The sequence below is a fragment of the Alterinioella sp. B-7 genome, assembly GCF_056857775.1.
The window spans coordinates 15187-41497 of the sequence record NZ_JBSXNT010000032.1; the positions used below are offsets into that span (position 1 = coordinate 15187).

The following is a 26311-nucleotide window of genomic DNA, read 5'->3' on the forward strand; positions in this document are numbered from 1 at the left end:
CCTCCTGCGCCTTGGGCGCGAAATTCGGTCACGCGCCTCAGGCGCGATAATCCGGGTTGGCATAGTCGAACCGGCACCCGGCCTTCCACGCCTCGCGGTCATTGCCCTCATTCGAATAGCCGCCTGCATCGGCCAGCAGCTTGGCCAGGTGCATCAGGTTCCAGGTCATGATCGTCGTGTTGCGCTGCGTGAACTCGTTGTCGAAACCGGCAGGTTTGCCGTCCACCTCATCGCCATAGGACGGGCCCGGCCCCGCCTCTCCGATCCAGCCGCAATCGGCCTGCGGCGGGATGGTATAGCCCAGATGCCCAAGCGCATAGTGAATGGTCATCGCCGCGTGCTTGATGCCATCCTCGTTGCCGGTCACGACGCAGCCGCCGACCTTGCCGTAATAGACCGATTGCCCCTTGTCGTTCAGCATCCCCGACATGCCGTAGAGCCGCTCGATCAGCACCCGGCAGACGCTGCTTTCCTCGCCCAACCACAGCGGCGTGCCGACCACCAGGATGTTGGCCGCCTTCACCTTCGCCCACAATTCCGGCCAGTCATCACGGTCCCACCCATGTTCGGTCATATCCGGGTAGACACCGGGCGGCACCGCGTGATCGAGCATATGCACATGTTCGACGCGGACCCCGTTTTTCTCCATGATCTCCGCGGACACGCCCATCAGCAGGCGGGTGTGGCTCTGGCTGCCATCCTTCTTCAGCGAGGTGTTGACGAAGAGGGCGCGCAGCCCGTCGAATGCTTTGCTGTCGGTCATGTCAGATCCTCCCTCGGGTCATGGTCATTCGCCCAGTTCCTTGCGCAGCTGATCAAGTTCGCGATCCAGAAAATACGAGATCACCGACCGGATCACGACCAGAAGGCCCAGGAACAGCAGGTCGGCGAAGGCGAGGCTCAGCGCCGTGTGGATGATATCCGACACGATGAAGAGCTCCAGCGAGGCAAGGATATAGCGCCCCAGTTCCACCCGTTCGCGGTTGGTTTCGCGCACCCGGTCGACGCCGCGCAGGATGATCTCAGCCTTGCCGACGCCCAGGATGAAGCGGACGCCGCCGATCAGGATCAGGAGGATGGCGGCAATGTCGATGCCCGCCGCCGCCCATTCCAGAAGAGACACAAGCCAACCGAGTTGGCCATACAGCACGCCGCCCTCCGCTTCCATCTCAACGAGGCTTCCCATGATCGACCTTTCCTGTCGCTGACCCGCTCAGCGCATCGCCCCCATCATCTCGCGTCCCACAAGCATCCGGCGAATCTCGCTCGTCCCGGCGCCGATCTCCATCAGCTTGGCATCGCGGAAGATGCGGGCAACCGGGCTGTCGGAGAGGAACCCTGCCCCCCCCATCGCCTGCACCGCCTGATGTGCCTGCACCATGGCCTGTTCCGAGGCATAGAGGCAACAGGCGGCCGCGTCCTGGCGGGTCACATCGCCCCGGTCGCAGGCCTTGGCGACCTCGTAGACATAGGCGCGGGCCGAGTTCATCGCCGTGTACATGTCCGCGATCTTGCCCTGCATCAGCTGGAAGTTCCCGATCGACTGGCCGAATTGCTTGCGCTCGACCATGTAGGGCATGATCTCGTCCAGGCAGGCCGCCATGATGCCGGTGCCGATGCCCGCCAGCACGACGCGCTCATAGTCGAGGCCGGACATGAGGACGCGCACGCCCTTGCCCTCCTCGCCCAGGATGTTCTCGAACGGCACCTCGACATCCTCGAAGATCAGCTCGGCGGTGTTCGAACCCCGCATCCCGAGCTTGTCGAAATGCTCCGAGGTCGAGAAACCCACCATCTCTTTTTCTATGAGAAAGGCGGTGATGCCCTTCGATCCGGCCTCGGGGTCGGTCTTGGCGTAGACCACCAGCGTATCGGCGTCACAGCCATTGGTGATCCAGTATTTGGTGCCGTTCAGGATGAAGCGGTCGTTGCGCTTCTCGGCGCGCAGTTTCATCGAGACAACGTCCGATCCCGCCCCGGCCTCGGACATGGCCAGCGCGCCGACATGCTCACCCGAGATCAGGCGCGGCAGGTATTTCGCCCGCTGTTCGTCCGTGCCGTTCAGTTTGATCTGGTTGACGCAAAGGTTGGAATGCGCGCCGTAGCTGAGCGAGACCGAGGCCGAGGCCCGCGCGATTTCCTCGACCGCGATGACATGGGCCAGGTAGGACATGCCCGCGCCGCCATATTCCTCCGGCACGGTGACGCCCAGAAGGCCAAGCTCGCCCATCTCCTGCCACAGCTCGGGCGGAAACAGGTTCTTGCGGTCGATTTCCTCGGCCATCGGGCGGACGCGGTCCTGCGCCCAACGATGCACCATCTCGCGCATCGCGTTGACGTCTTCGCCGAGGTCGAATTGCATGGTTGCAGCGAACATCGCGCTGGCCTCCCCTTAATTGAACGCTTGTTCAGTTATTAGCAAGTCGCGTCCTGCGAGTCAAAACAATCCTGTGCCGGCCTGCAATGATGGGGGTCAGCGATACGGGATCGCCGTGCGGTGCGCGGCCCGCCGCGTCCAATCCTGGTAGAGCTCGGACAGGCGCAGACCAAGCGGCCCTGCCCCGCCATTGCCAAAGAGCCGGTCATCGACCTGCGCAATCGGCATCACGCCGCCGCCCGAGGAGGATAAGAACACCTCGTCGGCCGCCATGAATTCGGCCAGGGGCACGGCCCGTATTTCGGTTGCGACACCCAGTTCGGCGCACATTTCCAGCACGGTCCGGCGGGTGATGCCCTGCAACACGCCGCGTTCGGGCGTGACGACGCGCCCGCCCGTCACGGCAAAGACGTTGAAGCCCGGTCCTTCGGTCACGTTTCCGTCGTGATCGGTCAGGATGACGGTCTCGAACCCCGCGTCCTTGGCCTCGAACAGCCCGGCGGTGAAGTCGCCCCAATGGTAGTTCTTCACATGTGGATTGACGCTGTCGGGTGGAATCCGATGCGTGTCCTTCGCGATCCAGACCCTTGCCCCCTGTGCCAGAACCTCGGGCTTGATCACATGGATATAGGGCACGACCCAGGCGTAGAAATGATTGGTGCAGCCGCGCGGGTCGCGGCTGCCGGGGATGATCGGCGTGCCGCGCGCGGCCACCATGGCGCAATAGGCATGGCGCAGGCCGGAGCGGGCCACCATTGCCGCCAGCGCTGCCGTCATCGCCTGCCCGTCCATGCCGATATCAAACCGCCCCGTGGCCAGCGATGCCTCGAACCGGTCGAGGTAGTCCGGCAGCCGGAAGAACGCGCCGTCGATCACCGGGACCACGTCATAGGTGATGTCGGAATGGGTCAGCCCCCAATCGGTCACGCCGATCCGCGCCTCGCCAATCGGGATCACCTCGCCTGCCATCCAGGCGGCACCTTTCGACCAATCGGTCATTGCGCCCCCCGCACCTCGTCGGCGATGATCCCGGCGATCAGGCACGCGTCGTCGAGGCTGAAGGTCAGCGGCAGGCGCATATCCATAAGCCCCGCGAGGATGCGGTCGGTCTGCGGCAGGCTCTGCGTCTCCGCATAACGCCAGCTTTCGTAGCGCGAGGTAAAGCCCACCGGCTCGGCCCCGCCGAACCATTTCAATTCAACCCCGCGCGCGGCGCAGCCCTTTTGCACATGCGCAATCCGGTCGGCGCCAAATTCCGGCAGCAGGAACTGGATCGAGGAGCCGACGATGCCCTCCTCTGCGGGTCGTTCGATCACTTTCAGGCCGGGCGTGTTGCGCAAGCCCTCCTCGACCGTGCGGTAGAGCGCGTTCCAGCGCGCCACCTGCGCCGGAAGATCGGCCAGTTGCGGGCGCAGGATCGCGGCACGCAGGTTGTCCATCCGGCCCGACACGTTCGGGGTGACGTATTTCACCTCCTCGAAGGCCTCGCGCGGGGGTGCTGCGCGGTGGCGGTCATAAAGCATGTAGCTGCCCGACAGGATCACCGCGCGCGCCATCAGGTCGGGATCGTCCGAGGTCAGAAACCCGCCCTCGCCCGAATTCATGTGCTTGTAGGTCTGCGTCGAATAGGCCGCCATCGCGCCGTGCCGCCCTGAAGGCACGCCGTCCCAACCGCCGCCCATCGTGTGGGCGCAATCCTCGATCACGGCCACGCCGCCCGCGTCGCAGATCGCCATGAGTTTTCCCATGTCACAGATATGGCCGCGCATATGCGAGAGCAGCAGCACCTTGGCCCCGGTCTCGGAAATCCGCTGTGCCAGGTGATCGAAGTCGATGGTCAGGCTCTCGGTCACGTCAACAAAGACCGGGTGTGCGGAAACTGCTGCAATCGCGCCGGGGACCGGGGCCAGCGTGAAGGCATTGGTCAGGACCGGATCGCCCGGCCCCACCCCCATCGCGCGCAGGGCGCAGCCGATGGCATAGCCGCCCGAGGCCACGGCCAGCGCGTAAGCCGCCCCGGTAAACGCGGCAAACTCCTGTTCCAGAAGCACGGTTTCGCCCACCTCGCCCTCGGCCACGTTGTAGCGATGCAGCCGGCCCGAGCGCATGACGCGCAGCGCGGCCTCTATCCCTGCCTCGGGGATCGGCTCCTGTTGGGTGAAATTGCCGGTGAAGCTCTGTTTCATGGGCGCAGTCTTGGGCGCGGGCGTGGCTGCCGTCAATGGCCCCCGTCAGGCCAGCAATTCGCGCGCCAGCCCCGGCATTTCCGCGTAGCGATGCAAAAGCGCCTCGGGCGCAAGCTCGGCCACGCCCATCCCGAGAGGCCCGAAACTGACCAGGACCGAGGGGACCCCGGCGGCGCGCGCGGTTTCACGGTCGGTCACGGTGTCGCCCACCAGGAGGGATCGCGCCATCACGCCCCCCGCCCCCTCCACCGCAGCGCGGTAGGGCGCGATATCGGGCTTGCGGGTGGGCAGGGTATCGGCCCCGATCAGCGAGCCGAAGAGGCCCCGCACGCCAAGCGCGCTCATCAGCCGGTCTGCCAGCGCCTCGGGCTTGTTGGTGCAGATGCCGATGGCGAAACCCTCTTCCAGCAGCTCCTCCAGCGCCTCGGTCACGCCGGGATAGAGGACGGTATGCACGTCCAGCGCGTTGCCATAGGCCTCCAGGAGCAGCGGATAGCCGCGCTCGATCTCGGCCTCCAGGTCGTCATGGCCCATCCGCTCCAGGCTGAGGCGCAGCATCGCCTTGCCGCCATGCAGCGCGGTCGCGGCGTCGCGGTCCAGCACCAGTTGCGGCGCGTGACCCATCGCCTCCATCGCCGCATTGCCCGCCAAGAGCAGGTCGGCACTGGTATCGGCCAGCGTGCCGTCGAGATCGAAAATCACCGTGCGCATGGGCGCATCCCCCGTCGTCATGGCGGAAATCCGCCCGCCTGTTGAAACGAACCGTAAGGCAATTTGACCCTGCCTCGCCTTGCAAGGCACGCCCGGTTGGATAATACGCAAAGACAGAAAACGAAAGCAGGTGCAATGCAGGACAACTCAGGCCGATGCGCGCTGGTCATTCTGGCGGCGGGACAGGGCAGCCGGATGAACTCGGATCTTCCCAAGGTGCTGCACCCACTGGGCGGCGTTCCGCTGGTGGCCCATGCCATCGCGGCGGGCCTGACGCAGGCGCCCTCGCGCATCGTCGTCGTCACGGGACACGGGGCCGAGGCGGTGGAAAGCGCCGTCACCGAGATCGAGCCCGCCGCGATCTGTGCCCGCCAGGCCGAGCAGCTTGGCACGGGCCACGCGGTCTTGCAGGCCAAGGACGCTCTTGAGGGGTTCGAGGGCGATGTCATCGTGCTTTACGGCGACACCCCCTTCATTTCCGAGGACACGCTGGAGAACCTGCGCGCCGCCCGCGCCACCCATGATATCGTGATGCTCGGGTTCGAGGCCGCCGATCCCGGTCGTTACGGGCGGCTGATCATGGAAGGTGAGCGCCTCACCGGGATCGTCGAGGCCAAGGATGCCACGCCCGAGGAATTGGCCATCCGGCTGTGCAATTCCGGCCTGCTCTGCGCCGATGCCACCACGCTGATGGAGCTGCTTTCCGTGGTCGGCAATGACAATGCCTCAGGCGAATACTACCTGACCGATGTGCCCGCGATTGCCGCCGCGAAGGGCCTGACCGCCACCGCCGTCACCTGCGACGAGGCCGAGACGCTCGGCATCAACACCCGCGCGGAACTGGCCGAGGCAGAACGGCTGTTCCAGACCAGACGCCGCGCCGAGATGTTTGACAACGGCGTCACCATGACCGCGCCCGAAACCGTGTTCTTTGCCCTCGACACCTGGATCGGCGGCGACACCGTGATCGAACCCAACGTGGTCTTCGGCCCCGGCGTCACGGTGGAAAACGCCGCCACCATCCGCGCCTTCAGCCACCTTGAGGGGGCCCATGTCGGCGCGGGCGCCATTGTCGGCCCCTATGCCCGCCTGCGCCCCGGCGCGGAATTGGGCAATGGCGCACGGATCGGCAATTTCGTCGAGGTGAAGGCCGCGGAAATCGGCGAAGGCGCGAAGGTCAACCACCTGTCCTATATCGGCGATGCCAGCATCGGCGCGCGCAGCAATATCGGCGCGGGCACCATCACCTGCAATTATGACGGCGTGTTCAAGCACCGCACGGATGTGGGTGCGGATGTCTTCGTCGGCTCCAACACCATGCTGGTGGCCCCCGTGACACTCGGCGATGGCGCGATGACCGGGTCGGGGTCCGTGATCACGCGCGATGTGCCCCCCGGCGACCTCGCCATCGGGCGCGCGAGGCAGGAGAACAAGGACGGGCTCGGCGCACGGATGATGTCCCGCCTGCGCGCCCTCAAATCCAAGCAAAAAGGCCACTGACCATGTGCGGCATTGTCGGCGTATTGGGCGCGCATGAGGTCGCCCCCCTTCTGGTCGAGGCCCTGAAACGGCTGGAATATCGCGGCTATGACAGCGCGGGCATCGCCACGGTGAATGACGGGGTTCTGGACCGCCGCCGGGCGGTCGGCAAGTTGGTCAACCTCTCCGATCTGCTGGTGCATCAGCCGTTGGCGGGCAAGTCCGGCATCGGCCACACAAGGTGGGCCACGCATGGCGCGCCCTCGGTCATCAACGCGCATCCGCATCAGGCGGGGCGTGTCGCGGTGGTCCATAACGGCATCATCGAGAATTACCGCGCGCTGCGCGAGCGCCTGACCGCCAGGGGGATCGGGGTCGAGACCGACACCGATACCGAAACCGTCGCGCTGCTCTGCGAAAGCCTGCTGGCAGACGGGTTGCCCCCGCGCGAGGCCGCCCGCGAAACCCTGCGCCACCTGGAGGGGGCCTTCGCGCTCACCTTCCTGTTTCACGGCGAGGACGACCTGCTGGTGGCCGCGCGCAAGGGCTCGCCGCTGGCCATCGGGCATGGTGCGGGCGAGATGTATGTCGGCTCGGACGCGATTGCGCTGGCCCCGATGACCGACCGCATCACCTACCTGGAAGAGGGCGATTACGCCTTCGTCACCCGCGCGGGCGCGGAGATCTTCGACGACCACGACCGTGCCGTGACCCGCGAGATCCGCCGCATCCCGGCGCAATCGGCGCAGGTCGACAAGGGCGGGCACAAGCATTTCATGGCCAAGGAGGTCTTTGAACAGCCCACGGTTCTGGCCGACTGCATTGCGCATTATTCGCGCGAGAACAAGGTTGTGATCCCGGAAGGTGACGTGGATTTCAGCCAGACCGACCGCCTGATCCTGGTCGCCTGCGGCACCGCCAACCTCGCCTGCCTGACCGCTAAATACTGGTTCGAGCAACTGGCGGGCCTGCCCTGCGATGTCGATATCGCCAGCGAGTTTCGCTACCGTGAGCCGCCCGTCTCGGCCCGCACCACCGCGCTTTTCGTCAGCCAGTCGGGCGAAACCGCGGACACGCTGGCAGCCCTGCGCTACACCGAAGGCCGCGCCGCGCGCATCTTGTCGGTGGTCAATGTCCCCGAAAGCTCGATCGCGCGGGAAAGCGACCTGGCGCTGCCGATCCTAGCGGGCGTCGAGATCGGCGTCGCCTCGACCAAGGCCTTTACCTGCCAACTGACGGTGCTGGCCCATCTCGCCATCCTGGCCGCGCGCCAGAAGGGCCGGATCGGGGCGGATCGCGAGGCCGAGTTGCTGGAAAAGCTGCGCCACCTGCCCGGCCTCGTCAACCAGGCGCTGGCGCTGGAGGATCAGATCGCCCAGGTCACCTGGGGGGTCAGCCGGGCGCAGACGGTGCTGTTCCTGGGCCGTGGCGCAATGTTCCCGCTGGCGTTGGAAGGCGCGCTGAAACTCAAGGAAATCAGCTATATCCATGCCGAAGGTTATGCGTCGGGTGAATTGAAGCACGGCCCCATCGCGCTCGTGGACAAGACCGTGCCGGTCATCGTCATGGCGCCGAGCGACACGCTTTTCGACAAGACCGTGTCCAACATGCAGGAGGTCATGGCGCGCGAGGGCCAGGTGCTGCTGGTGACCGACGCGACCGGCGCGGGGCTGGCGGGGGCCGACGCGCAGGCCTGCCTGGTCCTGCCCGATGTGGACCCGTTCCTGGCCCCGATCCTCTATTCGATCCCGGCGCAGCTCATTGCCTATCACACCGCGGTACACAAGGGCACGGATGTGGACCAGCCGCGCAACCTGGCGAAATCGGTGACGGTGGAATAATGGCCCGGTGCGTGCCGTGACGCCCGCCGAAACCCTCGCCGCGCTGGAGGCACAGGCAAACCCCGCCCGCGCGGCGCGGATGGCGGCCTATCACAAGGTGCCGCGCCGCTACCTGGGCCTCTCCAACGCCCTCTGCAATGACCTGGCCACCGACCTGCGCCGCAGCCTCAGCCTCCCGGATCGGCTCGCCTTCGCCGACGCGCTCTGGCGGACCGATATCTTCGAGGCCCGGATCACGGCGGCCAAGCTATTGGTGCAGGCCCGCATCCGCCCCGATGACCATGGCGCCTGGGCCCTGATCCAATCCTGGCTGCCCGATCTCGATTCCTGGGCCATCGCCGATGCCACCGCCATGGCGGGCCAGCGCCGCCTTGTCGCCGATCCCGTCCGGCTCGACACCGTCGAGACCTGGACCGTGTCCTCCCACCTCTGGACCAAGCGGGCGGCGCTTGTCTTCACCCTGCCCTGGACCAGGCAACGCCACCCCAAACCCGCCGAAAAGAACGCCCGCGCCCGCATCCTCACCTGGGCCGCCGACTACACCACCGATCCCAGCTGGTTCATCCAGAAATCCGTTGCCTGGTGGCTGCGCGAGCTGTCGAGGCGCGACCCCGACACCGTCCGCACCTTCCTCGCCCGACATGGCCCTGCCATGAAGCCCTTCGCCCGGAAGGACGCCGCCCGTCACTTGCCCCCTTCCCCTTCTTTGTTCTGAAAATATCCCAAGGGGTTTGGGGACTGGTCCCCAATTGGCGGGCGAGGGCTCCCGCAGGGGGCCCGAGCCCGCCAACCCTGCCGCGACCGGCCCGCCGGGCGCAACTCAGACTTCGGGCACACCGCCACCCAAAACCGTCCGATACCAGCCCATATCCACATTGCCGCCCGACAGGATCACACCGACCTTGCGATCCTTCATTCGATCCCGCTCCTGCATCAGCGCCGCCAGCGGGGCCGCCCCCGCCCCTTCCGCGATATTGTGGATATCGGTGAAATAGACCCGCATCGCCTCGGCGATCTCTTCCTCACTGACCGCAACCACGCGCTCGGCGCCGCGTCCGTAGATCGCCAGCGCATCCGCCACGGGCACCCGGACGGCCATGCCATCGGCAAAGGTGCGCGCGGCATTGGTTTCAACCAATGCGCCCGCCTCGAAAGACAGCTTCGCGGTCTGCGCCGCCTCGGACACCACGCCCACCACCTTCGTCTTCAGCCCCATTGCATCGCGCGCCAGGATGGTACCGCAGATGCCCGAGCCGCAGCCGATCGGCACATAGACCGTATCGAGGTCGGGCACAGTGCCGAACAGCTCGAGCGCATAGGTTGCGACGCCGCGCACCAACTCCTTGTGAAAGGGCGGCACGATACTCAGACCCTCGGCCTCGGCGACGCGGAACGCCTCCTCCCGCGCGGTGTCGAAATCCTCGCCATGCTCGACCAGTTCCGCACCAAAGGCGCGCATCGCGGCGTTCTTCTCGACCGAATTGCCATGCGGCACATAGACCAGCGCCCGCAGCCCCGCCGCCACCGCGGCCCGTGCCTGGCTCTGGCCGTGATTGCCACGCGTCGCGGTGCAGATGCCCCGGCTGCCCGGATGCGTCCGCACCAGCCAGTCCAGATAGGTCACCCCGCCGCGTACCTTGAAGGCTCCTGTCGGCGCGTGATTCTCGTGCTTGACCCAGACCTCGGCCCCGACCCTGCGCGAGAGCGTCGGCCACTGGATCTGCGGCGTCGGGTCCATCCGGGCGTGAACCAGTTCCGCCGCCGCCTGCAACTCCGCCACAGTGAATTTCATCGCATTGCCCCCTCGCATCGGTCCCCTTGCCACCCCCTTAGCATCCTCCTATGACACCCGCAAAACGGATCAGAGGGATCGGGGGCCGGGGCCATGCCCATATTGGTGATGAAATTCGGCGGCACCTCCGTCGCAACGCTCGACCGCATCCGCCGCGCCGCCAAGCGCGTGGGCCGCGAGGTGGCGGGTGGCTATGACGTGATCGTCATCGTTTCGGCCATGTCGGGAGAGACCAACAAGCTGGTGGGCTACGTGGAAGAAACCTCGCCGCTTTTCGACGCCCGCGAATATGACGCGGTGGTTTCCTCGGGCGAGAACGTGACCGCCGGCCTGATGGCGCTGACGCTTCAGGAAATGGATGTCTCCGCGCGGTCCTGGCAGGGCTGGCAAGTGCCGCTCAAGACCAACTCGGCCCATGCCTCGGCCCGGATCGAGGAGATCCCGACCGGCAATATCCTGGCCAAGTTCGGCGAGGGTATGAAGGTGGCCGTGGTCGCGGGCTTCCAGGGCATCGGGGACGATGGCCGCATCACCACGCTCGGGCGCGGCGGATCGGACACCACCGCCGTTGCCTTCGCCGCCTCCTTCGGGGCCGAGCGCTGTGATATCTTCACCGATGTCGATGGCGTCTACACCACCGATCCGCGCATCTGCGGCAAGGCCCGCAAGCTCGACAAGATCGCCTTCGAGGAGATGCTGGAACTTGCGAGCCTCGGCGCGAAGGTGCTGCAAACCCGCTCGGTCGAGCTGGCGATGCGCTACAATGTGAAGCTGCGGGTTCTCTCCAGCTTCGAGGAACACAATGATGCGGCCGGCACGCTTGTCTGCGCCGAGGAGGACAACATGGAAAGCAAAGCTGTCGCGGGCGTCGCCTATTCCAAGGACGAGGCCAAGGTCACGCTGATCTCGGTCGCCGACCGGCCCGGCGTCTCCGCCGCCATCTTCGGGCCGCTGGCCGATGCGGGCGTCAACGTGGACATGATCGTGCAGAACATCTCGGAGGAAGGGCGCACCGACATGACCTTCTCCTGCCCCACCAACCAGGTGAAGCGGGCGGAGAAGGCGGTGAACGACGCCAAGGCGCGCGGCGAGATCAACTTTCACGGGCTGGTCGCCGATACCGAGGTCTGCAAGGTCTCGATCGTCGGCATCGGGATGCGGTCCCATGCCGGTGTCGCGGCGCGGATGTTCCAGGCGCTGCGCGACGAGAACATCAACATCAAGGTGATCACCACCTCCGAAATCAAGGTCTCGGTGCTGATCGACCGCAAATACATGGAACTGGCCGTGCAGGCCCTGCACGACGCCTTCGAGCTGGAGAAAGGCTGAGAGCCCGTCAATCGCGCGGCTGGCAGCCCCGCCGATCGGAGGGGCACGGCACGGGCGCGGGGCCGGTGATGCGGCCCGATCCAAGATCGGTGCCCGACAGGGTGGTTCTCTGTTCCACGATCTGCGCGGCGCCCGGGTCTGGCGGGGCGATCTGGTCGAGGGCGTCTGCATGGGCCACCCCGGAGAGCGACAGAATGGTCAGGGTCAATATGAATTTCATCGAAACGGCACCGTTCTAGGACTGAAAAATGGCCGCCGGGCGGGTCCGGCGGTCTCCCATCCCTAACATATCAGGGCGCGCGGGTCGACCGGGGGGGCCTCGGCGCAGGTCGCGGCCCCGACCCCAGATCGGTGCCGCTCGGGCCATTTGCGCCGGTTCGGTCGGCCCGCGCAGAGACCGGGGCGCGGTGGGCCCGGTTCGGATGTCGTGCCGTTCCCCCTGCAAACACCTGCCCGCCCGGGTGGCCGGGACCGCGACATCGCGCCGACCCCCCGTCTTCTGCATTGCGCGCGCCCCGGCCCCCGCGCTATTGCTGGTCTCCGGGTGGATAGCGCCAGACGGGGACCAGGGATTTTCAGGATGGCCGACGGAACCGAAAGCCAGAGCCGGAAACTGTTGCGCCGGTTGCAGGCCGCGCTGGCCGAGGCCGGGGCCGGTCAGGAACGGCTGGACCGGATCACCTCGATCATCGCCGAAAGCATGGGCACCGAGGTCTGCTCGATCTACCTGCTGCGCGATTCCGGCACGTTGGAGCTTTGCGCGACCGAAGGGCTGTCCTCCGAAGCCGTGCATGTCACGAGGCTCCGCGTGGGCGAGGGGCTGGTCGGCCGCGTCGCCAAGCGGCTGCGTCCGATCAATGCCGCCGATGCGCCGTCCGAGCCCGGTTTCCGCTACATGGCCGAAACCGGCGAGGAGCGCTATACCTCCTTCCTCGGCGTGCCGATCCAGAGGCTTGGCGAGAATCTCGGCGTGCTGGTGGTGCAATCGCAAGAAGAGCGGCGCTATTCCGAGGACGAGGTCTATGCCCTCGAAGTGGTCGCCATGGTACTGGCCGAGATGACCGAGCTTGGCGCCTTCGTCGGCGAGGGCGAGGCGATGGCCGCGCGCCACCAGCGGTCGGTCGTGTTGAATGGCGGCATCGGCCAGGAGGGCGCGGCGGAAGGCCATGTCTTCCTGCACGAGCCGCGCGTCGTCGTCACCAACCCCATCGCCGAAGACCCCGAGGCCGAGCTTGAGCGGCTCAATGACGCGGTCGATCAGCTGCGCACCTCGGTTGACGAGATGCTGAACAACGCGCCGAAAGGCGACAAGGAACAATACGACGTCCTGCAAGCCTACAAGATGTTCGCCAATTCACGCGGCTGGATGCGCCGGATGGAGGCCGATATCCGCAATGGCCTCTCGGCCGAGGCCGCCGTCGAAAAGGAACAATCCGCCGCGCGTGCCCGGATGGAAACCGTGCCCGACGCTTATTTGCGCGAGCGTCTGCACGATCTGGACGACCTGTCGAACAAGATGCTGCGCCTGTTGACGGGCCAGGGCCGCGATACCGGGGCGGAACTGCCCGACAACCCGGTGCTGGTGGCGCGCAATATCGGCCCCGGCGAATTGCTGGAATACGGGCGTTCCCTGCGCGGCGTGGTGCTGGAGGAAGGCTCGGTCGCCAGCCATGCCGCCATTGTCGCCCGCGCGCTGGCCATACCGCTCATCGTCAATGCCAGCCGGATCACCACCGAGGCGCTGAACGGCGATCTGATCCTGGTCGATGGCGATCAGGGCGTGGTGCATCTGCGCCCCGAGGAGACCGTCACCAAGGCGTTCCGCGACAAGATGGCGATGCGGGCGGCAGCACAGGAGCGCTACAGCTCGATCCGCGACAAGCCCGCCGAGACGCTGGATGGCACGGTGATCGGGCTGCATATGAATGCCGGGCTGATGGCCGACCTGCCCTCGCTGCCCTCCTCGGGCGCCGAGGGTGTGGGACTTTTCCGTACCGAGTTGCAGTTCCTGACTCGCAGCACGGTGCCGCGCCGGGGGAGCCTCGCCGCGCTCTATTCGCGGGTGATGGATGCGGCGGGCGGCAAGCGCGTGGCCTTCCGCACGCTCGATATCGGGTCCGACAAGGTGCTGCCCTACATGAAGCCGCAGGACGAGCCCAACCCGGCGCTCGGCTGGCGCGCGATCCGGGTCGGGCTGGACCGCCCCGGCATGATGCGGATGCAGCTACAGGCGATGATCCGCGCCGCCGCTGGCCGCCCGCTGACGGTGATGTTCCCCTTCATCGCGCAGTTGGAGGAGTTCACCGAGGCCCGCAACCACCTGCTGCGCGAATTGGACCGCGAGAAGGCGCTCGGCCATGTCCTGCCCGAAAGCGTCGAGATCGGCGCGATGCTGGAAACGCCCTCGCTCGCCTTCGCGCCGCGCCAGTTCTTCGAGCTGGCCGATTTCATTTCCATCGGCGGCAATGACCTCAAGCAGTTCTTCTTTGCAGCGGACCGCGAGAACGAGCGTGTGCGCCGCCGTTATGACACGCTCAATGTCAGCTTCCTGACCTTCATCGAACAGATCGTGGCCCGCTGCGCCGAGACCGATACCCCGCTCAGCTTCTGTGGCGAGGATGCGGGCCGCCCGATCGAGGCGCTGTGTTTCGCGGCGATGGGCCTGCGCACCCTGTCGATGCGTCCCGCCTCCATCGGCCCGGTGAAAAGCCTGCTGCGTCGTGTCGATCTGCGCGAGGTGCGCAGCGTGATCCATGAGGCCCGCGAGAACGGCGCGCAATCGGTGCGCGAGCCGGTGATGGACTGGCTGCGTCAGCAGGGGTGACGACAAAAAACCCGCGCCAACCGGGAAAGGTCGGCGCGGGCGGGTGTTGGGACGCGCTAAGGGATCAATAATCCTCGATCTCGTTGCCGTTCGAGTCGGTGCAGGTGTAGTTCCCGGTCTCATCCGTGGACATGCCGCCGCCCGCGTCGTTGCACAGCGTTGTCCATACATCCAGCTGCGCATCGGAATCGTGGATCACCGCCTGCGGATTGCGCCCGCCCGCATCAAAGCCCGCCAGGTCGGACGCGCCGCCATGCCCGCCGCCACCACCGGGGGTGTTCTCGGAAAAGCCGCCGGGTTCCGCGCGCGAAGCCTGCTGCGCCAGTCCGGCGGTGCCCGCGAGGGCCATGGTCAGGGTCAGGGCAACGAGGGTAAAGGTCTTGTTCAAGGTCACGTTCAATCTCCAAATCTATCGTTTCGAACGGCCATGGGTCGCGGCCCGATCCGCTTGCGTTCACCGATAGAACCGGGTGACGTGGGGTTACTGCCAGTATTCCCTACCCCGTTTCCCCCCATTTTCGGACCGGGCCGCGAATATCCGCCCATTCGCCATGGCCAAGCACACGCTCGGGGTTGGTCGGCGGCGGCATCTCGACGCCCTCCAGCCGGGTGAACCCGAAGCGGTTGTAATAGGGCGCGTCGCCCACCAGCAGCACCCGGTGCCAGCCGAGATCGCCCGCGCGTCCCACGCTGTCATTGATCAGCGCGCCGCCTAACCCCTCGCCCTGCCGGGTCGGGTGGACCGCGACGGGGCCGAGCAACAGCGCAGGCACCGCGCCCACCCGCACCGGCCAGAAGCGGATTGCGCCTGACAGGATGCCGTCCGCGTCGCGCGCCACGAGGCTGAGCCCGGCCACCCGCGCCACCCCGTCGCGCAGCCGGTAGGAGCTGAGCGCCTCGCGCCCCGGCGCGAAACAGAGGTCGTAAAGCGCCTCGACCTCCCAGAAATCCTCCGGGGTCTCTTCCCCTAGCTGATACAAACCCGCCTCGCCTGCGCTTCGGTTTTCACTGGCATGGCCGATAGCATGGCGTTACCCCGTTGCCAAACCGCAAGCGAAAGGACACGCATTGTTCTATGAACCCAAGGATGGCCACGGCCTGCCGCATAACCCGTTCAACGCGCTGATCACGCCGCGCCCCATCGGCTGGATCTCGACCAGAGACGCCGATGGCATCGACAACCTGGCCCCCTATTCGTTCTTCAACGGCGTGGCCTATGTGCCGCCGCAGGTCATGTTCGCCTGCACCAGCGGCAAGCCCGACCAGGACGGGGTCAAGGACAGCACCGCCAATATCCAGCAAACCGGCGTCTTCTGCGTCAACGTGGTGGGGGCGGCGCAGGCCGAGGTGATGAACCGCACCTCCGGCCCCTGGCACAAGGGCGTGGACGAGTTCGCCGATGCGGGCATCGCCAAGGCGGAGTGCCGGATGATCGACGCCCCCCGCGTGGCCGATGCCCCCGCCAACATGGAATGCCGCCTGACGCAGATCGTGCAGATCGAGGGCGAGGCCAACACCGTCGTCTTCGGCGAGGTCATCGGCATCCACCTGCGCGACGATTGCCTGGTGAATGGCATTTTCGACGTGACCACCTTCCAGCCCGTCGCGCGCCTCGGCTATCGCGATTTCACCAAGGTGACGGAGCTCTTTTCGATGCAGCGGCCGGGGGAGTGAGGGTCATGGAGCGCATGATCGGCATACTCGGCGGCTCGGGCGTCTATGAGATCGAGGGGCTGGAAGGCGCGGAGTGGGTCCGGATCGACAGCCCCTTCGGCACCCCCTCCGACGCGGTGCTGACGGGGCATCTGGATGGCGTCAAAATGGCCTTCCTGCCGCGTCACGGGCGCGGCCATGTCCACACCCCCTCCTCTGTGCCCTACCGCGCCAATATCGACGCGCTGAAGCGGCTGGGTGTGACCGATCTTGTCTCGGTCTCCGCCTGCGGGTCGTTCCGCGAAGAGATGGCACCGGGCGATTTCGTGCTCGTCGATCAGTTTATCGACCGGACCTTTGCCCGCGAGAAAAGCTTCTTCGGCCCCGGCTGCGTCGCCCATGTCAGCCTCGCGCACCCGACCTGCCCGCATCTGGGCGCTGCCTGTGCAGACGCCGCCCGCACCGCCGGTGTCACCTTGCATGAGGGCGGCACATATCTGGCGATGGAGGGCCCACAGTTCTCCACCCTCGCGGAATCGAAAATGTATCGCGATGCCTGGGGCGCGGATGTGATCGGGATGACCAACATGCCCGAGGCGAAACTCGCCCGCGAGGCGGAGCTTTGCTATGCCTCGCTCGCCATGATCACCGATTACGACAGCTGGCACGAGGATCACGGCGCGGTGGAGATTGCCGAGATCATCAAGGTGCTGACCGGCAATGCCGCCAAGGCGCGGGCGGTGGTGGGCAGACTGCCTGCCCTGCTGGGACCGACGCGGGACGACTGCCCGGCCGGCTGCAACCGCGCGCTGGAGCACGCCATCATGACCGCACCGGAGAAACGCGACGCGAGCCTGGTGGCGCGGCTGGAGGCGGTGGCGGGGCGGGTGTTGTGACATGTCTTGAGGGTGTGGGTGCAGCGCGCGGGCATGTTCCATATCAGTCTTCGCGTTCACCCACCCGCAAACTGCCCTCTTCCGCTGGCTGGCTCATTGACTGACTGACCCAGGCAACCAAGTGACGAGACCTGACCGCAACACCGATGCGGGCCCCGCGAAAACCGTGCTTGCCCGGACGCCCCCTTTCGGTCCAAACCTTTCGCCATGATCGCCCGGTTCCTCCTGTTCCTCAGCCTCGCCCTGGCCGCCCCTGCCGCAACCGCGCAGGAGTTTATCACCGTGCCGGGCCCGATCAGCGACGAGGCCTTCTACCGCCTCGTCTCCTGCGCGGCGCGACCGGGCGGGGCCTGCGCCAAGCCGCAGATCCGCTGGCCCGAGGCGCGCAGGCTGCACCTCACCGTCGGCATCGCCCAGATCGACAGGGCCTTTCCCAGCTACAAGCTGAACCTCGTCGATGCCGCCATCGACGCCGCCATCGAGGAGATCAACGGCGCCGGGGCCTACCTGCTGCTGGAACGCGTCTACGAGGGCACGCCCGATATCGGCGTCTACCTGTTGCAGACCGCGCAGGGCGGCACCATCACCAGCACCGGCAACCCCGAGATGGACGGCGAGACGCTGGCCGTCGGGCGCGTGGCGATCCGCTCGGTCGGCGGTGACATCCGTTCGGCGACCATCGCCATTTCGCGCGACATCATGCGCCGCGAGATCGCCTCGGTCGTGCTGGAGGAGCTGGTGCAGGCGATGGGGCTGCCCACCGATATCCAATCGCCCGCCTATGGCGATTCGATCTTCAACGAGACCGGCAATTCCGTGGTGCGTCTGCTGGGGCAGGATGCCGAGGCGCTGAGGCGGCATTACCCGCGCCCGTGAGATGTCTCCCGGCAAGCGCGGGGTCGACCCCGCGCATCACGCCCGCGTCGACGCGGGCTCTCGCACCTCCGCGCCCCGGTGCGGGCATTGACCCGCCCCCGCCCCCGGCACCATGCTGGCGCATCCAAGGAAAGGCGCGCCATGACCCCCGATCTCTGCCGGTTGCTCGATGTCGACATCCCCATCCTCTCCGCCCCCATGGGCGGCGCGGCGGGGCCTGACCTGGTGGCCGCCGTCTGCGAGGCGGGCGGCTATGGCACCATCCCGCTCTGGGGCAGGCCGGTTGCGGCGGTCGCGGCCGGAATCGACGCGGTGCGCGCGCGCACGGGCGGCAATTTCGCGGTGAACATCAGGCTCGACCTCCCCCATGACGAGGCGATCGGGGCCTGTATCGACCGTCAGGTCCATGCGGTGTCGCTCTTCTGGGGCCATAGCCCCGCCACCATCGAGGCCGCCAGGCGCGGCGGTCTGACGGTCATGGTCAGCGTCGGCAGCGCCGAGGAGGCGCGCATCGCGGCGGAGGCCGGGGCCGATGTGATCGTGGCCCAAGGGTGGGAGGCCGGGGGCCATGTCTGGGGGCAGGTCGCGACATTGGCGCTGGTCCCTGCCGTGGCGGATGCGGTCAATGTGCCGGTGGTGGCCGCGGGCGGCATCGCCGACGGGCGCGGCATGGCGGCAGCCTTGACGCTTGGGGCCTCGGGCGTCTGGATCGGCACCCGGTTCCTGGCCAGCCGCGAGGCGACGATCCACCCCGACTATCGCGCCCGCATCCTGGCCGCGCCGGAAACCGCGAGCGAATGGTATGGTGACCTCTATGACGGCAACTGGCCCGACGCCCCGCACCGGGCGCTGGCGAACGCGACCGCGCGGGCGTGGCGCGAGGCCGGGGCCGCCGCGCCGGGCCAGCGTCCGGGGGAAGGCGAGGCGATCGGCCTGGACCCGGGCGGTGCGGCCGTCAGGCGATACCAGAGCTACACGCCCCACCCCGAGACCAGCGGCGATATCGCGGCGATGTCGCTATGGGCGGGGCAAGGCGTGGGGCTGGTGCGCGACGTGCAGCCCGCCGCCGAGATCGTGCGCGATATCCACGAAGAGGCCCGCCGCATCCTGAACGCGGCCCCGGGCCTTCTCGAATAACGCCCGAAAGGGGGCTGGTCATCCCGCGCCATGGCGATATTCTCGCCCCGCATTCCGGCATGGGGATTCGACGAGAAAAGGCCCGACCATGATCAGCCAGAAGACGGTCGCGGACTATATCCGCACGATCCCCGATTTCCCGCATGAGGGGATCCTGTTCCGCGACGTGACGACCCTCTTCCTCGACCCGCGCGGGTTTCGCCTGGCCATCGACCAGTTGCTTGCGCCCTTCGTAGGACGCCGCATCGACAAGGTCGCGGGGCTGGAGGCGCGCGGCTTCATCCTGGGCGGCGCGGTGGCGCATCAGCTATCGGTGGGGTTTGTCCCCATCCGCAAGAAAGGCAAGCTGCCGGGCAAGACCGTCGAACAGGATTACGTGCTGGAATACGGGACCGCCACGGTCGAGATCCACGACGATTGCCTCGCCCCTGGCGAAACCGTGCTGCTGGTCGACGACCTTCTGGCGACGGGCGGCACCGCCGAGGCCGGGATCAAGCTGATCGAGCGGCTTGGGGCGCAGGTCGTGGGCACCGCCTTCGTGGTGGACCTGCCCGATCTGGGCGGTCGGGCCAAGCTGGAGAAGATGGGCCAGAGCGTCCATGCCCTGTGCAGCTTCGAGGGCGATTGAGCCCTACGCGTCAGGCAGCAACGCCCGCAACCGGTCACATGTTTCCGCCTCGCTGAGCCTGCCATCGTCGAGCCGGTCCCCGTCCAGCGCAATGGCGAAATCCGAGGCCGCCGAGATGCGTCGGCTACGCGCCGCCCTGGGCGTCTCGATCAGATCGACCCGCGCGGGGTGCCCCGCCTGCCGGGCCCGTTCCGTCACCTCCTGCGCGAAGGCCAGGGAACGGGGGCAGCGCGCACTGCATTGCACCACCAGGCCGGGGCCGAGCGCCCTGGCCCGTGCGCCCCAGCCCTGCGGCAGCGATGGCAACAGGATCGGCCCATGCAGGATCTTGCCCATCAGGCCGATCTCATCGGCGGTGTCCCCGAACGGGCGATACTCCAGCGCCGCCATGTCTTGCGGATCGGGCAGGCGCGGATGCGGCCCGGTCAGGACCAGCAGCGCGGAGAACCCGAAATAGCGCGCCCAATCCTCCGCCGCCTCGATCAGCAGCGCGGCCCCCTCGGCGTCGCCCGTGTGCAGGCGCTGCACGACAACGCAGCGCTCGGCTCCCTCGATCGGGTGCCACGAGGCCAGACCGCTTGAGAACTCGATCAGGCCGCGCGCGGGCGGACGCAGCATCCGGACCTGCAACCCGTCGTGAAAGCGCGAGATCAGCCAGTCGCGGTCAATCGGCACGGCCCGCCCGGTCAGCGCCTGTTCCACGGCGAAATAACCGGTCCGCTCAAGATTGGGCGGCGAGATGGTGAGTGTCGTGCTGAGCTTGCGGCGCATGTCAAACCCCGAACCGGGGCGGATTCCCCGGTCTGTGCGGTCCAGCCTGCCACCGGCCAGGGGTACAATCTTTGATCTGCCGCAAATTCCCGCGAAAACTGCGTCCGCGTTTACCGCCGCTTAACGCGGGACCGCCTAGAAGAGGGGTGTTCGTCACTCACGGACATAGAAAGTTGCTTGCACAACTCGAAGACCCCATGCGCCCTGCCACCCCCGGCAGGGCGCAGACTCTTTCAAGGGCCAGTCAGGGAATGATCACCGCGCCGGGGTTCATGACTCCGCCCGGGTCCAGCGCCCGTTTGATCGCGCGCATCGCGGCCAGCAATCCGGGGTCGCCATAGCGCTCCTGCTCGGCCAGCTTGATCCGGCCCACGCCGTGCTCCGCGCTGATGGAGCCGCCCATCTCGTCGACGAGGTCATAGACGCAGGCGCGGATTTCGCCCTTCAGGTTGGCGAACTCGTCACGCGACCGGCCCTTGGGCGGGAACACGTTGTAATGCAGGTTGCCGTCGCCCATATGGCCGAAACTGTTGATCCGGAACGTGCCGATGCGGGCCAGCCGCCTGGGCGCCTCCTCGATGAAATCGGGCACGCGCGTCACCGGCACCGCGATGTCATGGCTGGAGATCGAGCCGATGCGCCGGTTGGCCTCGGGGATCATCTCCCGCAGGGCCCAGAACGCGTGCCGCTGGCTTTCCGACTGGCTGACCACCCCGTCGCTGACCAGCCCCGCCTCAAGCGCCGCCTCGAAAAGCCCCGCCAGGGCCTCCTCCGCGCCGCCCGGCGTGCCCATCAGCCCCAGATCGACCAAGCACATCCAGTCGGGCCGCGCATCGGCGAAGGGCTGGCGGATGTCGATGCCGGTCTCGGCCATGAAGTCCAGTCCCGTGCCGCTGATCAACTCGAAGCCCGACAGAACCTCGCCCACCCGACCGCGCGCCAGCGCCAGCAGGTCCAGCGCCGCCGCGGGGCTGTCGACGACGAAAAACGCCGCCGCCTGATCCGTGGGCCGCGCCATCAGTTTCAGCGTGGCCGCCGTGATTACGCCGAGCGAGCCCTCGGCCCCGATCAGCAGGTTGCGCAGATCGTAGCCCAGGTTGTTCTTGCGCAAGCCCGTGAGCCCGTCATAGACGCGGCCATCGGGCAGCACCGCCTCCAGCCCAAGGCACAGATCGCGCGCATTGCCGTAGCGGATCACGTTGACCCCGCCCGCGTTGGTCGCCAGCAAGCCGCCGATCCGGGCCGAGCCCTGGCTGGCGAGGCTGAGCGGAAAGAGCATCCCCGCCGCCTCTGCCGCGCCCTGCACGTCGGCCAGGATCGCGCCCGCCCCGACCTCTATCACCGCACCGGCCGGATCGACCGAGCGGATCTGGCTCATGCGTTCCAGCGACAGGACCAGCGGCGCGGACAATTCCGGCGCGACCTGGCCCGAAACCAGCCCGGTGCCGCCCGAATAGGGAATGACCCCGACCCCCGCCTGCCCCGCCGCGCGGATGATCGTCGAGACCTCGCATGTGCTTGCCGGGGCCAGCACCAGTCCCGGCGTTCCGAAGCTCTGCCCGCGCGGCTCCTCGCCGTAGCGCGACGCGGGGTCGCGGAAGGCGGCAGCGGGCAGGAGGCTGCGCATATGGGCTTCAAATTCCGGCGTGACGGGGTTGGGCATCGCGTATCCCTCGGGTGGTCTTTCGGCAGGGCTCAGCCCGCATCGGTGCGCCCCCGCCTGTCGGCGCGCAGCATGGCGTAAAGCACGTGGTTGCGCCAGCGCCCGCCGATCTGCAGGTAGCTCTGCGCGACGCCTTCATATTTGAACCCGGCCTTTTCCAGCACCCCGCGCGAGGCGATGTTTTCCGGCAGGCAGGCGGCCTCCAGCCGGCTCAGGTCCAGTTCGCGGAAAGCATAATGGCCGATCGCCTGGATCGCCTCCAGCATATAGCCCTGCCGCGTGTGGCCCTGCCCGATCCAGTAGCCAAGCGTGCCCGCCTGCGCAGGCCCGCGCCGGATATTGTCCAGCGTGATCGCGCCAAGCAGCGTGTCATCCGAGCGCCGGATCAGGAAGAGCGGCAGCGCCGTGCCCTGCGCCACCGACCGCTGCGCCCAGTAAACCCGGTTGGTAAAGCTCTTGCGCGTCAGATGGTCGCCGGCCCAGACAGGTTCCCAGGGTTGCAGGAACTCGGCGGAACTGTCGCGCAGCCAGGACCAGGCGCGGAAATCGGAATGGACCGGCAGGCGCAGGCTGAGCCTCTCCGTCTCGATCCGGACTTTCTTTCGGCGGGCAATCATCAGGCGGCCAGACGCTCCACCAATCGCCCGAGGCTGGGGCCACCCGCGACGGGGCCGTAAAGCGCCAGCGCCGCCTGCCCCGAGCCGACCATCTGGCCCGCGAAATCGCGCAGACCGGCGGCATCCACGGCGTCGATGCGCGCGATGGTTTCCTCCAGCGGCGGCACCCGGTTCCAGATCGCCACCAGCCGGGCCAACCTCTCGGCGCGCGCGGACGGGCTTTCCAGCCCCATCAGCATCCCCGCCTTCATCTGCGCCCGCGCCCGGTCGATCTCGGCCTGGCTGAGGCTGTCGACGCTGCGCCGGACCTCCTCGATGGTGAGGTCGGCAAGCCCGGCAAGGTCTTCCTCGCCGGTGCCCGCATAGATCGTCATCAGCCCGGTATCGGCATAGCTGCCGACCTGGGAATAGATCGTGTAGCACAGGCCGCGGCGTTCGCGCAGTTCCTGGAACAGGCGTGAGGACATGCCCCCGCCAAGCGCCGTGGCATAGATCTGCGCCGTGTAAATATTGTCCGAGCGGTAGCCCGGCGCCTCCAGCGCAAGGGTGAAATGCGCCTGCTCCAGCTGCTTGACCTCGCGCCGCTCGCCGCCCCGGAAGCGGCCCGGATCGGCCTGGCTGACGGGGCTGGCGGGCAGGTGACCGAAGGCCGCTTCGGCCAGGCGCACGATCTCATCATGATCGACCGCGCCCGCTGCCGACAGGATCATCTGCCCCGGCCCGTAATGCTGCGCCACGAAGCCTTCCAGGTTGGCGCGGTCGAAGCTGCGCACCCGTTCGGCGGGGCCCAGGATGGTGCGGCCAAGCGCCTGTTCAGGATAGGCGACCTCCTGCAACCAGTCGAAGATGATGTCGTCGGGCGTGTCCAGCGATTGCCCGATCTCCTGCAAGATCACACCGCGCTCCACCTCGATCTCGCGGGCGTCAAAGGCGGGGTTCAGCAAGATGTCCGAGATCAGGTCGAGGGCCAGCGGCACGTCGTCCTTGAGGACGCGCGCGTAATAGGCCGTCACCTCGCGGCTGGTATAGGCGTTGATATAGCCGCCCACATCCTCGATCTCCTCGGCGATCTGGAGCGCCGAACGCCGCCTGGTGCCCTTGAAGGCCATATGCTCCAGGAAATGCGCGATGCCGTTCTGTTCGACCCGCTCATGCCGCCCGCCCGCATTGACCCAGATGCCAAGGGCCGCCGATTGCAGCCCCGGCATGGTTTCGGTCACGACGCGCAACCCGTTGGAAAGGGTATGGATCTGGACACTCACGCGCTGCGGCCCTCCCGGATGATTTCCTGCAGGGCGCCCAGGTCGTCCTCGACCCGCGTCATGCGCTCCTCGCGCTCAAAAAGATCGGCCATGCGTGGCGGCAGGCCGGGGCGGATGCCGCTGGCCTCCTCCACCGCGTCGGGGAACTTGGCAGGATGCGCCGTGGCGAGCGTGATCATCGGTGTCGCGCCCAGGTGATCCTCGGCCACATGCACGCCGACCGCCGAATGCGGGCAGAGAAGCTCGCCCATCTCCGCCTTGGCGCGTTTGATCATCGCCATCGTCTCATCCTCCGAGGCGCGGCCCGAGGCGAAAAGTCCCCGCAGCCGCTCCAGCGCGCCCTGGCTGATCCTGAAGCCGCCTTGCGTCTTCAACTCCTCCATCAGTTGCGCCACCGCGCCGCCATCGCGGTCATAGACATCGAACAGCACCCGCTCGAAATTCGAGCTGACCTGAATATCCATCGACGGGCTGATCGAAGGCGTGACGCCTTGCGTCTCGTATGCCCCGCCGGAAATCGCCCGGTGCAGGATGTCGTTCTGGTTGGTCGCAATGACCAGCTTCTCGATCGGCAACCCCATCCGGCGCGCGATATAGCCCGCGAAGATGTCGCCGAAATTCCCCGTGGGCACGGCGAAGCTGACGGGACGATGCGGCGCGCCCAAGGATACGGCGGCGGTGAAGTAATAGACCACCTGCGCCAGCACCCGCGCCCAGTTGATGCTGTTCACGCCGGCCAGTCGCACCTCGTCGCGGAAGGCATGGTCGTTGAACATGTCCTTGAGCCGCGCCTGGCAAGTGTCGAAATCGCCGGTGACCGCCAGCGCATGGGCGTTGGCCTCGGACACCGTCGTCATCTGGCGGCGCTGCACCTCGCTCACGCGGCCATGCGGATACATGATGAACACATCGACCGCATCGAGGCCGCGAAACGCCTCCATCGCCGCCGAACCGGTATCGCCCGAGGTCGCGCCCACGATGGTCACGCGGCGGCCCGAGCGCGTCAGCGAGGCCTCGAACAATTGCCCGATCAGCTGCATCGCGAAATCCTTGAACGCGAGCGTCGGCCCGTGGAACAGTTCCAGCAGGTGGTGCCCTGCCCCGAGTTGCACCAGCGGCGCCCGGGCGGCATGGCCGAAGCCTGCATAGGCGCGCGCGATGATGTCCGCGAACTCTGCATCGGTGAAGGCGTCCCCGATAAAGGGCCGCATGACCCGGAACGCGACCTCCTCGTAGCTCAGCCCGGCCAAACCCGCGATGTCGCCTGCGGCCATCACCGGGATCTCGGCAGGCACGTAAAGCCCGCCATCGCCCGCAAGCCCGGTCAGCATCGCCTCTTCAAAGCTGAGATCGGGGGCGCCCCCCCGCGTCGAGATATAGCGCATATCGGATGTGCCTTCAGTTGGGTGTTCTGCTGATACGCCAGACAAGAAACCCTGTCATCCCCATCCACACGAATGCGAGCAAAAACCAGGTCACGGCATAGCCCAGGTGGTCGTTCGGGATACCCGAGGCATCGACGGGAAAGACGGTCGCCCAATCCATGCCTTGCGGCGCCTCTCGGGCCACGATCAGCACCGGTTCGGTCTCCAACTCCGCCGCCATCGCGGGCAGGTCGCGGGCAAACCACAGGCCTGCGTCCTGGTCCGGCGCGGGCGTGAACCCATCCACCTCGTCGGGCCAGTAGAGGTTGCCGACGATCTCCGCCGGTCCGCCGGGCCGCGCCCGATCCCGCGCGTTCGGATGCACGAAGCCGAGATCGACCAGAACCCGCCGCCCCTCGGCGGTCTCGAAGGCGCGGATGATGCGATAGACCGGCCCCGCCTGGCGCAGCGAGGCCAGCACCACGATCTCGCCCTCCAGCACCCGGCCGGTGACGGCCACCGGCAGATACCGGTCGCGCGCGTCCTCGGGCGCCACCGGCAATGCCACCGGCTCGGCGGCGATCCCCGCCGCGATCTCGGCCAGCACGGCCTCTTTCCAGGCCAGCCGCTCGACCTGCCAGACCCCGAGCGCGATCAACACGCCCGCGCCCACCAGCCCGAACAGCAGTGCCATGACAATACGCTTCGACATGATCCCCTACCCGAAAGAGAAAAGGGCCAACCGCAAAGCCAGCCCTTCATCCCGCATTAAGGTTAACGCGCGCCCCCGAAAAGGAAGGCGCTCCCTTCCTTTCTTTGTTCCGCAAATATCCCCGCCGGAGGCTTCCGGACAGACAGGCCGGGGACAGGTCATGCAAGGCCAGGCACGAACGGCGTCAGGCCCT

Annotated in this window: 26 protein-coding genes; 10 read left to right on the plus strand and 16 right to left on the minus strand. The window is 67.0% G+C overall.

Features of this window, described 5'->3' with window-relative positions; genetic code table 11:
- Positions 1 to 37: 37 nt before the first annotated feature.
- The 6 genes from AC13C7_RS09780 to AC13C7_RS09805 all read right to left on the minus strand — a co-directional run bounded on the left by AC13C7_RS09780 (position 38) and on the right by AC13C7_RS09805 (position 5274).
- Positions 38 to 763: a flavodoxin family protein gene (locus tag AC13C7_RS09780; protein ID WP_328700448.1), complete on the minus strand. Its 726-nt coding sequence runs from the start codon at positions 761 to 763 to the stop codon at positions 38 to 40.
- 24 nt (positions 764 to 787) lie between these two features.
- Positions 788 to 1186 carry a DUF1622 domain-containing protein gene (locus AC13C7_RS09785; protein WP_172317205.1) on the minus strand — a complete coding sequence of 133 codons (399 nt, stop codon included), beginning with the start codon at positions 1184 to 1186 and terminating at the stop codon, positions 788 to 790.
- 27 nt (positions 1187 to 1213) lie between these two features.
- Positions 1214 to 2377, minus strand: a complete 1164-nt coding sequence (locus tag AC13C7_RS09790) for an isovaleryl-CoA dehydrogenase (RefSeq protein WP_172317203.1) — start codon at positions 2375 to 2377, stop codon at positions 1214 to 1216.
- 96 nt (positions 2378 to 2473) lie between these two features.
- Entirely contained in the window at positions 2474 to 3376 is a 903-nt protein-coding gene (locus tag AC13C7_RS09795) for an aminotransferase class IV (RefSeq protein ID WP_172317201.1), read from the minus strand.
- Positions 3373 to 4563, minus strand: coding sequence for a DegT/DnrJ/EryC1/StrS family aminotransferase (locus AC13C7_RS09800; protein WP_482867353.1), 1191 nt, complete (start codon positions 4561 to 4563; stop codon positions 3373 to 3375). Before AC13C7_RS09800 ends, AC13C7_RS09795 begins: the two co-directional genes overlap by 4 nt.
- Before the next feature lie 45 nt (positions 4564 to 4608).
- The gene (locus tag AC13C7_RS09805) at positions 4609 to 5274 is read right to left on the minus strand and encodes an HAD-IA family hydrolase (RefSeq protein ID WP_446169999.1); all 666 of its coding nucleotides are present in this window, start codon (positions 5272 to 5274) and stop codon (positions 4609 to 4611) included.
- Positions 5275 to 5409: 135 nt separating this feature from the next.
- Here AC13C7_RS09805 and glmU point away from each other — a divergent pair, with 135 nt between their 5' ends.
- Genes glmU through AC13C7_RS09820 form a run of 3 tightly spaced genes read left to right on the plus strand, consistent with a single transcriptional unit; the run spans position 5410 to position 9309 of the window.
- Positions 5410 to 6774, plus strand: a complete 1365-nt coding sequence (gene glmU, locus AC13C7_RS09810; protein ID WP_172317197.1) for a bifunctional UDP-N-acetylglucosamine diphosphorylase/glucosamine-1-phosphate N-acetyltransferase GlmU — start codon at positions 5410 to 5412, stop codon at positions 6772 to 6774.
- 2 nt (positions 6775 to 6776) lie between these two features.
- Positions 6777 to 8594 (plus strand): glutamine--fructose-6-phosphate transaminase (isomerizing), encoded by a 1818-nt coding sequence (gene glmS, locus AC13C7_RS09815; RefSeq protein WP_172317195.1) that lies wholly within the window; start codon positions 6777 to 6779, stop codon positions 8592 to 8594.
- Between the two features lie 7 nt (positions 8595 to 8601).
- Positions 8602 to 9309 (plus strand): DNA alkylation repair protein, encoded by a 708-nt coding sequence (locus AC13C7_RS09820; RefSeq protein ID WP_482867354.1) that lies wholly within the window; start codon positions 8602 to 8604, stop codon positions 9307 to 9309.
- Between the two features lie 105 nt (positions 9310 to 9414).
- Here the strand turns inward: AC13C7_RS09820 and AC13C7_RS09825 are convergent, their stop codons facing one another.
- Positions 9415 to 10386 carry a threonine dehydratase gene (locus AC13C7_RS09825; protein WP_172317193.1) on the minus strand — a complete coding sequence of 324 codons (972 nt, stop codon included), beginning with the start codon at positions 10384 to 10386 and terminating at the stop codon, positions 9415 to 9417.
- 93 nt (positions 10387 to 10479) lie between these two features.
- On the opposite strand from AC13C7_RS09825, the gene AC13C7_RS09830 reads away from it, so the two are divergent.
- Positions 10480 to 11715 (plus strand): aspartate kinase, encoded by a 1236-nt coding sequence (locus AC13C7_RS09830; RefSeq protein ID WP_482867355.1) that lies wholly within the window; start codon positions 10480 to 10482, stop codon positions 11713 to 11715.
- A gap of 7 nt (positions 11716 to 11722) precedes the next feature.
- Here the strand turns inward: AC13C7_RS09830 and AC13C7_RS09835 are convergent, their stop codons facing one another.
- Positions 11723 to 11935 carry a hypothetical protein gene (locus tag AC13C7_RS09835; protein ID WP_482867356.1) on the minus strand — a complete coding sequence of 71 codons (213 nt, stop codon included), beginning with the start codon at positions 11933 to 11935 and terminating at the stop codon, positions 11723 to 11725.
- A 360-nt stretch (positions 11936 to 12295) separates the two neighbouring features.
- On the opposite strand from AC13C7_RS09835, the gene ptsP reads away from it, so the two are divergent.
- Positions 12296 to 14539: a phosphoenolpyruvate--protein phosphotransferase gene (gene ptsP / locus AC13C7_RS09840; protein ID WP_482867357.1), complete on the plus strand. Its 2244-nt coding sequence runs from the start codon at positions 12296 to 12298 to the stop codon at positions 14537 to 14539.
- A 64-nt stretch (positions 14540 to 14603) separates the two neighbouring features.
- Here the strand turns inward: ptsP and AC13C7_RS09845 are convergent, their stop codons facing one another.
- Both AC13C7_RS09845 and AC13C7_RS09850 read right to left on the minus strand, forming a co-directional pair.
- A complete protein-coding gene (locus AC13C7_RS09845; RefSeq protein ID WP_482867358.1) occupies positions 14604 to 14933 on the minus strand; it encodes a hypothetical protein in 330 nt (109 codons plus the stop codon).
- A 103-nt stretch (positions 14934 to 15036) separates the two neighbouring features.
- Positions 15037 to 15519, minus strand: a complete 483-nt coding sequence (locus AC13C7_RS09850) for a GNAT family N-acetyltransferase (RefSeq protein ID WP_482867359.1) — start codon at positions 15517 to 15519, stop codon at positions 15037 to 15039.
- An 88-nt stretch (positions 15520 to 15607) separates the two neighbouring features.
- Between AC13C7_RS09850 and AC13C7_RS09855 the strand changes: the two genes are divergently transcribed.
- The 5 genes from AC13C7_RS09855 to AC13C7_RS09875 all read left to right on the plus strand — a co-directional run bounded on the left by AC13C7_RS09855 (position 15608) and on the right by AC13C7_RS09875 (position 19729).
- On the plus strand, positions 15608 to 16213 hold the full coding sequence (locus AC13C7_RS09855; protein WP_482867360.1) for a flavin reductase family protein: 606 nt from the start codon (positions 15608 to 15610) through the stop codon (positions 16211 to 16213).
- A 5-nt stretch (positions 16214 to 16218) separates the two neighbouring features.
- Entirely contained in the window at positions 16219 to 17088 is an 870-nt protein-coding gene (locus AC13C7_RS09860; RefSeq protein ID WP_482867361.1) for an S-methyl-5'-thioadenosine phosphorylase, read from the plus strand.
- A 207-nt stretch (positions 17089 to 17295) separates the two neighbouring features.
- The gene (locus tag AC13C7_RS09865) at positions 17296 to 17964 is read left to right on the plus strand and encodes a DUF2927 domain-containing protein (protein ID WP_172317179.1); all 669 of its coding nucleotides are present in this window, start codon (positions 17296 to 17298) and stop codon (positions 17962 to 17964) included.
- Between the two features lie 141 nt (positions 17965 to 18105).
- Positions 18106 to 19101, plus strand: a complete 996-nt coding sequence (locus tag AC13C7_RS09870; RefSeq protein ID WP_482867362.1) for an NAD(P)H-dependent flavin oxidoreductase — start codon at positions 18106 to 18108, stop codon at positions 19099 to 19101.
- Positions 19102 to 19189: 88 nt separating this feature from the next.
- Positions 19190 to 19729 carry an adenine phosphoribosyltransferase gene (locus AC13C7_RS09875; protein WP_214647387.1) on the plus strand — a complete coding sequence of 180 codons (540 nt, stop codon included), beginning with the start codon at positions 19190 to 19192 and terminating at the stop codon, positions 19727 to 19729.
- Positions 19730 to 19732: 3 nt separating this feature from the next.
- On the opposite strand, the gene AC13C7_RS09880 is transcribed toward AC13C7_RS09875, so the two are convergent.
- The 6 genes from AC13C7_RS09880 to AC13C7_RS09905 form a co-directional block, all read right to left on the minus strand.
- Complete coding sequence (locus tag AC13C7_RS09880; protein ID WP_482867363.1) at positions 19733 to 20500, minus strand: hypothetical protein; 768 nt, start codon at positions 20498 to 20500, stop codon at positions 19733 to 19735.
- Between the two features lie 244 nt (positions 20501 to 20744).
- Complete coding sequence (locus AC13C7_RS09885; protein ID WP_482867364.1) at positions 20745 to 22163, minus strand: FAD-binding oxidoreductase; 1419 nt, start codon at positions 22161 to 22163, stop codon at positions 20745 to 20747.
- 32 nt (positions 22164 to 22195) lie between these two features.
- A complete protein-coding gene (locus AC13C7_RS09890; RefSeq protein WP_172317171.1) occupies positions 22196 to 22780 on the minus strand; it encodes a GNAT family N-acetyltransferase in 585 nt (194 codons plus the stop codon).
- Complete coding sequence (locus AC13C7_RS09895) at positions 22780 to 24042, minus strand: M16 family metallopeptidase (RefSeq protein WP_172317170.1); 1263 nt, start codon at positions 24040 to 24042, stop codon at positions 22780 to 22782. The genes AC13C7_RS09890 and AC13C7_RS09895 overlap by 1 nt, the downstream gene beginning before the upstream one ends.
- Positions 24039 to 25427, minus strand: coding sequence for a threonine synthase (thrC, locus tag AC13C7_RS09900; protein WP_172317168.1), 1389 nt, complete (start codon positions 25425 to 25427; stop codon positions 24039 to 24041). The genes AC13C7_RS09895 and thrC overlap by 4 nt, the downstream gene beginning before the upstream one ends.
- Positions 25428 to 25440: 13 nt before the next feature.
- On the minus strand, positions 25441 to 26118 hold the full coding sequence (locus AC13C7_RS09905; protein WP_172317166.1) for an SURF1 family protein: 678 nt from the start codon (positions 26116 to 26118) through the stop codon (positions 25441 to 25443).
- Between the last annotated feature and the right edge of the window lie 193 nt (positions 26119 to 26311).

Bases quoted from the DNA above. Each gene is read 5' to 3' on its own strand.
- AC13C7_RS09780 (WP_328700448.1), bottom strand. From the start codon at position 763: ATGACCGACAGCAAAGCATTCGACGGGCTGCGCGCCCTCTTCGTCAAC.
- AC13C7_RS09785 (WP_172317205.1), bottom strand. From the start codon at position 1,186: ATGGGAAGCCTCGTTGAGATGGAAGCGGAGGGCGGCGTGCTGTATGGC.
- AC13C7_RS09790 (WP_172317203.1), bottom strand. From the start codon at position 2,377: ATGTTCGCTGCAACCATGCAATTCGACCTCGGCGAAGACGTCAACGCG.
- AC13C7_RS09795 (WP_172317201.1), bottom strand. From the start codon at position 3,376: ATGACCGATTGGTCGAAAGGTGCCGCCTGGATGGCAGGCGAGGTGATC.
- AC13C7_RS09800 (WP_482867353.1), bottom strand. From the start codon at position 4,563: ATGAAACAGAGCTTCACCGGCAATTTCACCCAACAGGAGCCGATCCCC.
- AC13C7_RS09805 (WP_446169999.1), bottom strand. From the start codon at position 5,274: ATGCGCACGGTGATTTTCGATCTCGACGGCACGCTGGCCGATACCAGT.
- glmU (WP_172317197.1), top strand. From the start codon at position 5,410: ATGCAGGACAACTCAGGCCGATGCGCGCTGGTCATTCTGGCGGCGGGA.
- glmS (WP_172317195.1), top strand. From the start codon at position 6,777: ATGTGCGGCATTGTCGGCGTATTGGGCGCGCATGAGGTCGCCCCCCTT.
- AC13C7_RS09825 (WP_172317193.1), bottom strand. From the start codon at position 10,386: ATGAAATTCACTGTGGCGGAGTTGCAGGCGGCGGCGGAACTGGTTCAC.
- AC13C7_RS09830 (WP_482867355.1), top strand. From the start codon at position 10,480: ATGCCCATATTGGTGATGAAATTCGGCGGCACCTCCGTCGCAACGCTC.
- AC13C7_RS09835 (WP_482867356.1), bottom strand. From the start codon at position 11,935: ATGAAATTCATATTGACCCTGACCATTCTGTCGCTCTCCGGGGTGGCC.
- ptsP (WP_482867357.1), top strand. From the start codon at position 12,296: ATGGCCGACGGAACCGAAAGCCAGAGCCGGAAACTGTTGCGCCGGTTG.
- AC13C7_RS09860 (WP_482867361.1), top strand. From the start codon at position 16,219: ATGGAGCGCATGATCGGCATACTCGGCGGCTCGGGCGTCTATGAGATC.
- AC13C7_RS09865 (WP_172317179.1), top strand. From the start codon at position 17,296: ATGATCGCCCGGTTCCTCCTGTTCCTCAGCCTCGCCCTGGCCGCCCCT.
- AC13C7_RS09870 (WP_482867362.1), top strand. From the start codon at position 18,106: ATGACCCCCGATCTCTGCCGGTTGCTCGATGTCGACATCCCCATCCTC.
- AC13C7_RS09875 (WP_214647387.1), top strand. From the start codon at position 19,190: ATGATCAGCCAGAAGACGGTCGCGGACTATATCCGCACGATCCCCGAT.
- AC13C7_RS09880 (WP_482867363.1), bottom strand. From the start codon at position 20,500: ATGCGCCGCAAGCTCAGCACGACACTCACCATCTCGCCGCCCAATCTT.
- AC13C7_RS09885 (WP_482867364.1), bottom strand. From the start codon at position 22,163: ATGCCCAACCCCGTCACGCCGGAATTTGAAGCCCATATGCGCAGCCTC.
- AC13C7_RS09890 (WP_172317171.1), bottom strand. From the start codon at position 22,780: ATGATTGCCCGCCGAAAGAAAGTCCGGATCGAGACGGAGAGGCTCAGC.
- thrC (WP_172317168.1), bottom strand. From the start codon at position 25,427: ATGCGCTATATCTCGACGCGGGGGGGCGCCCCCGATCTCAGCTTTGAA.
- AC13C7_RS09905 (WP_172317166.1), bottom strand. From the start codon at position 26,118: ATGTCGAAGCGTATTGTCATGGCACTGCTGTTCGGGCTGGTGGGCGCG.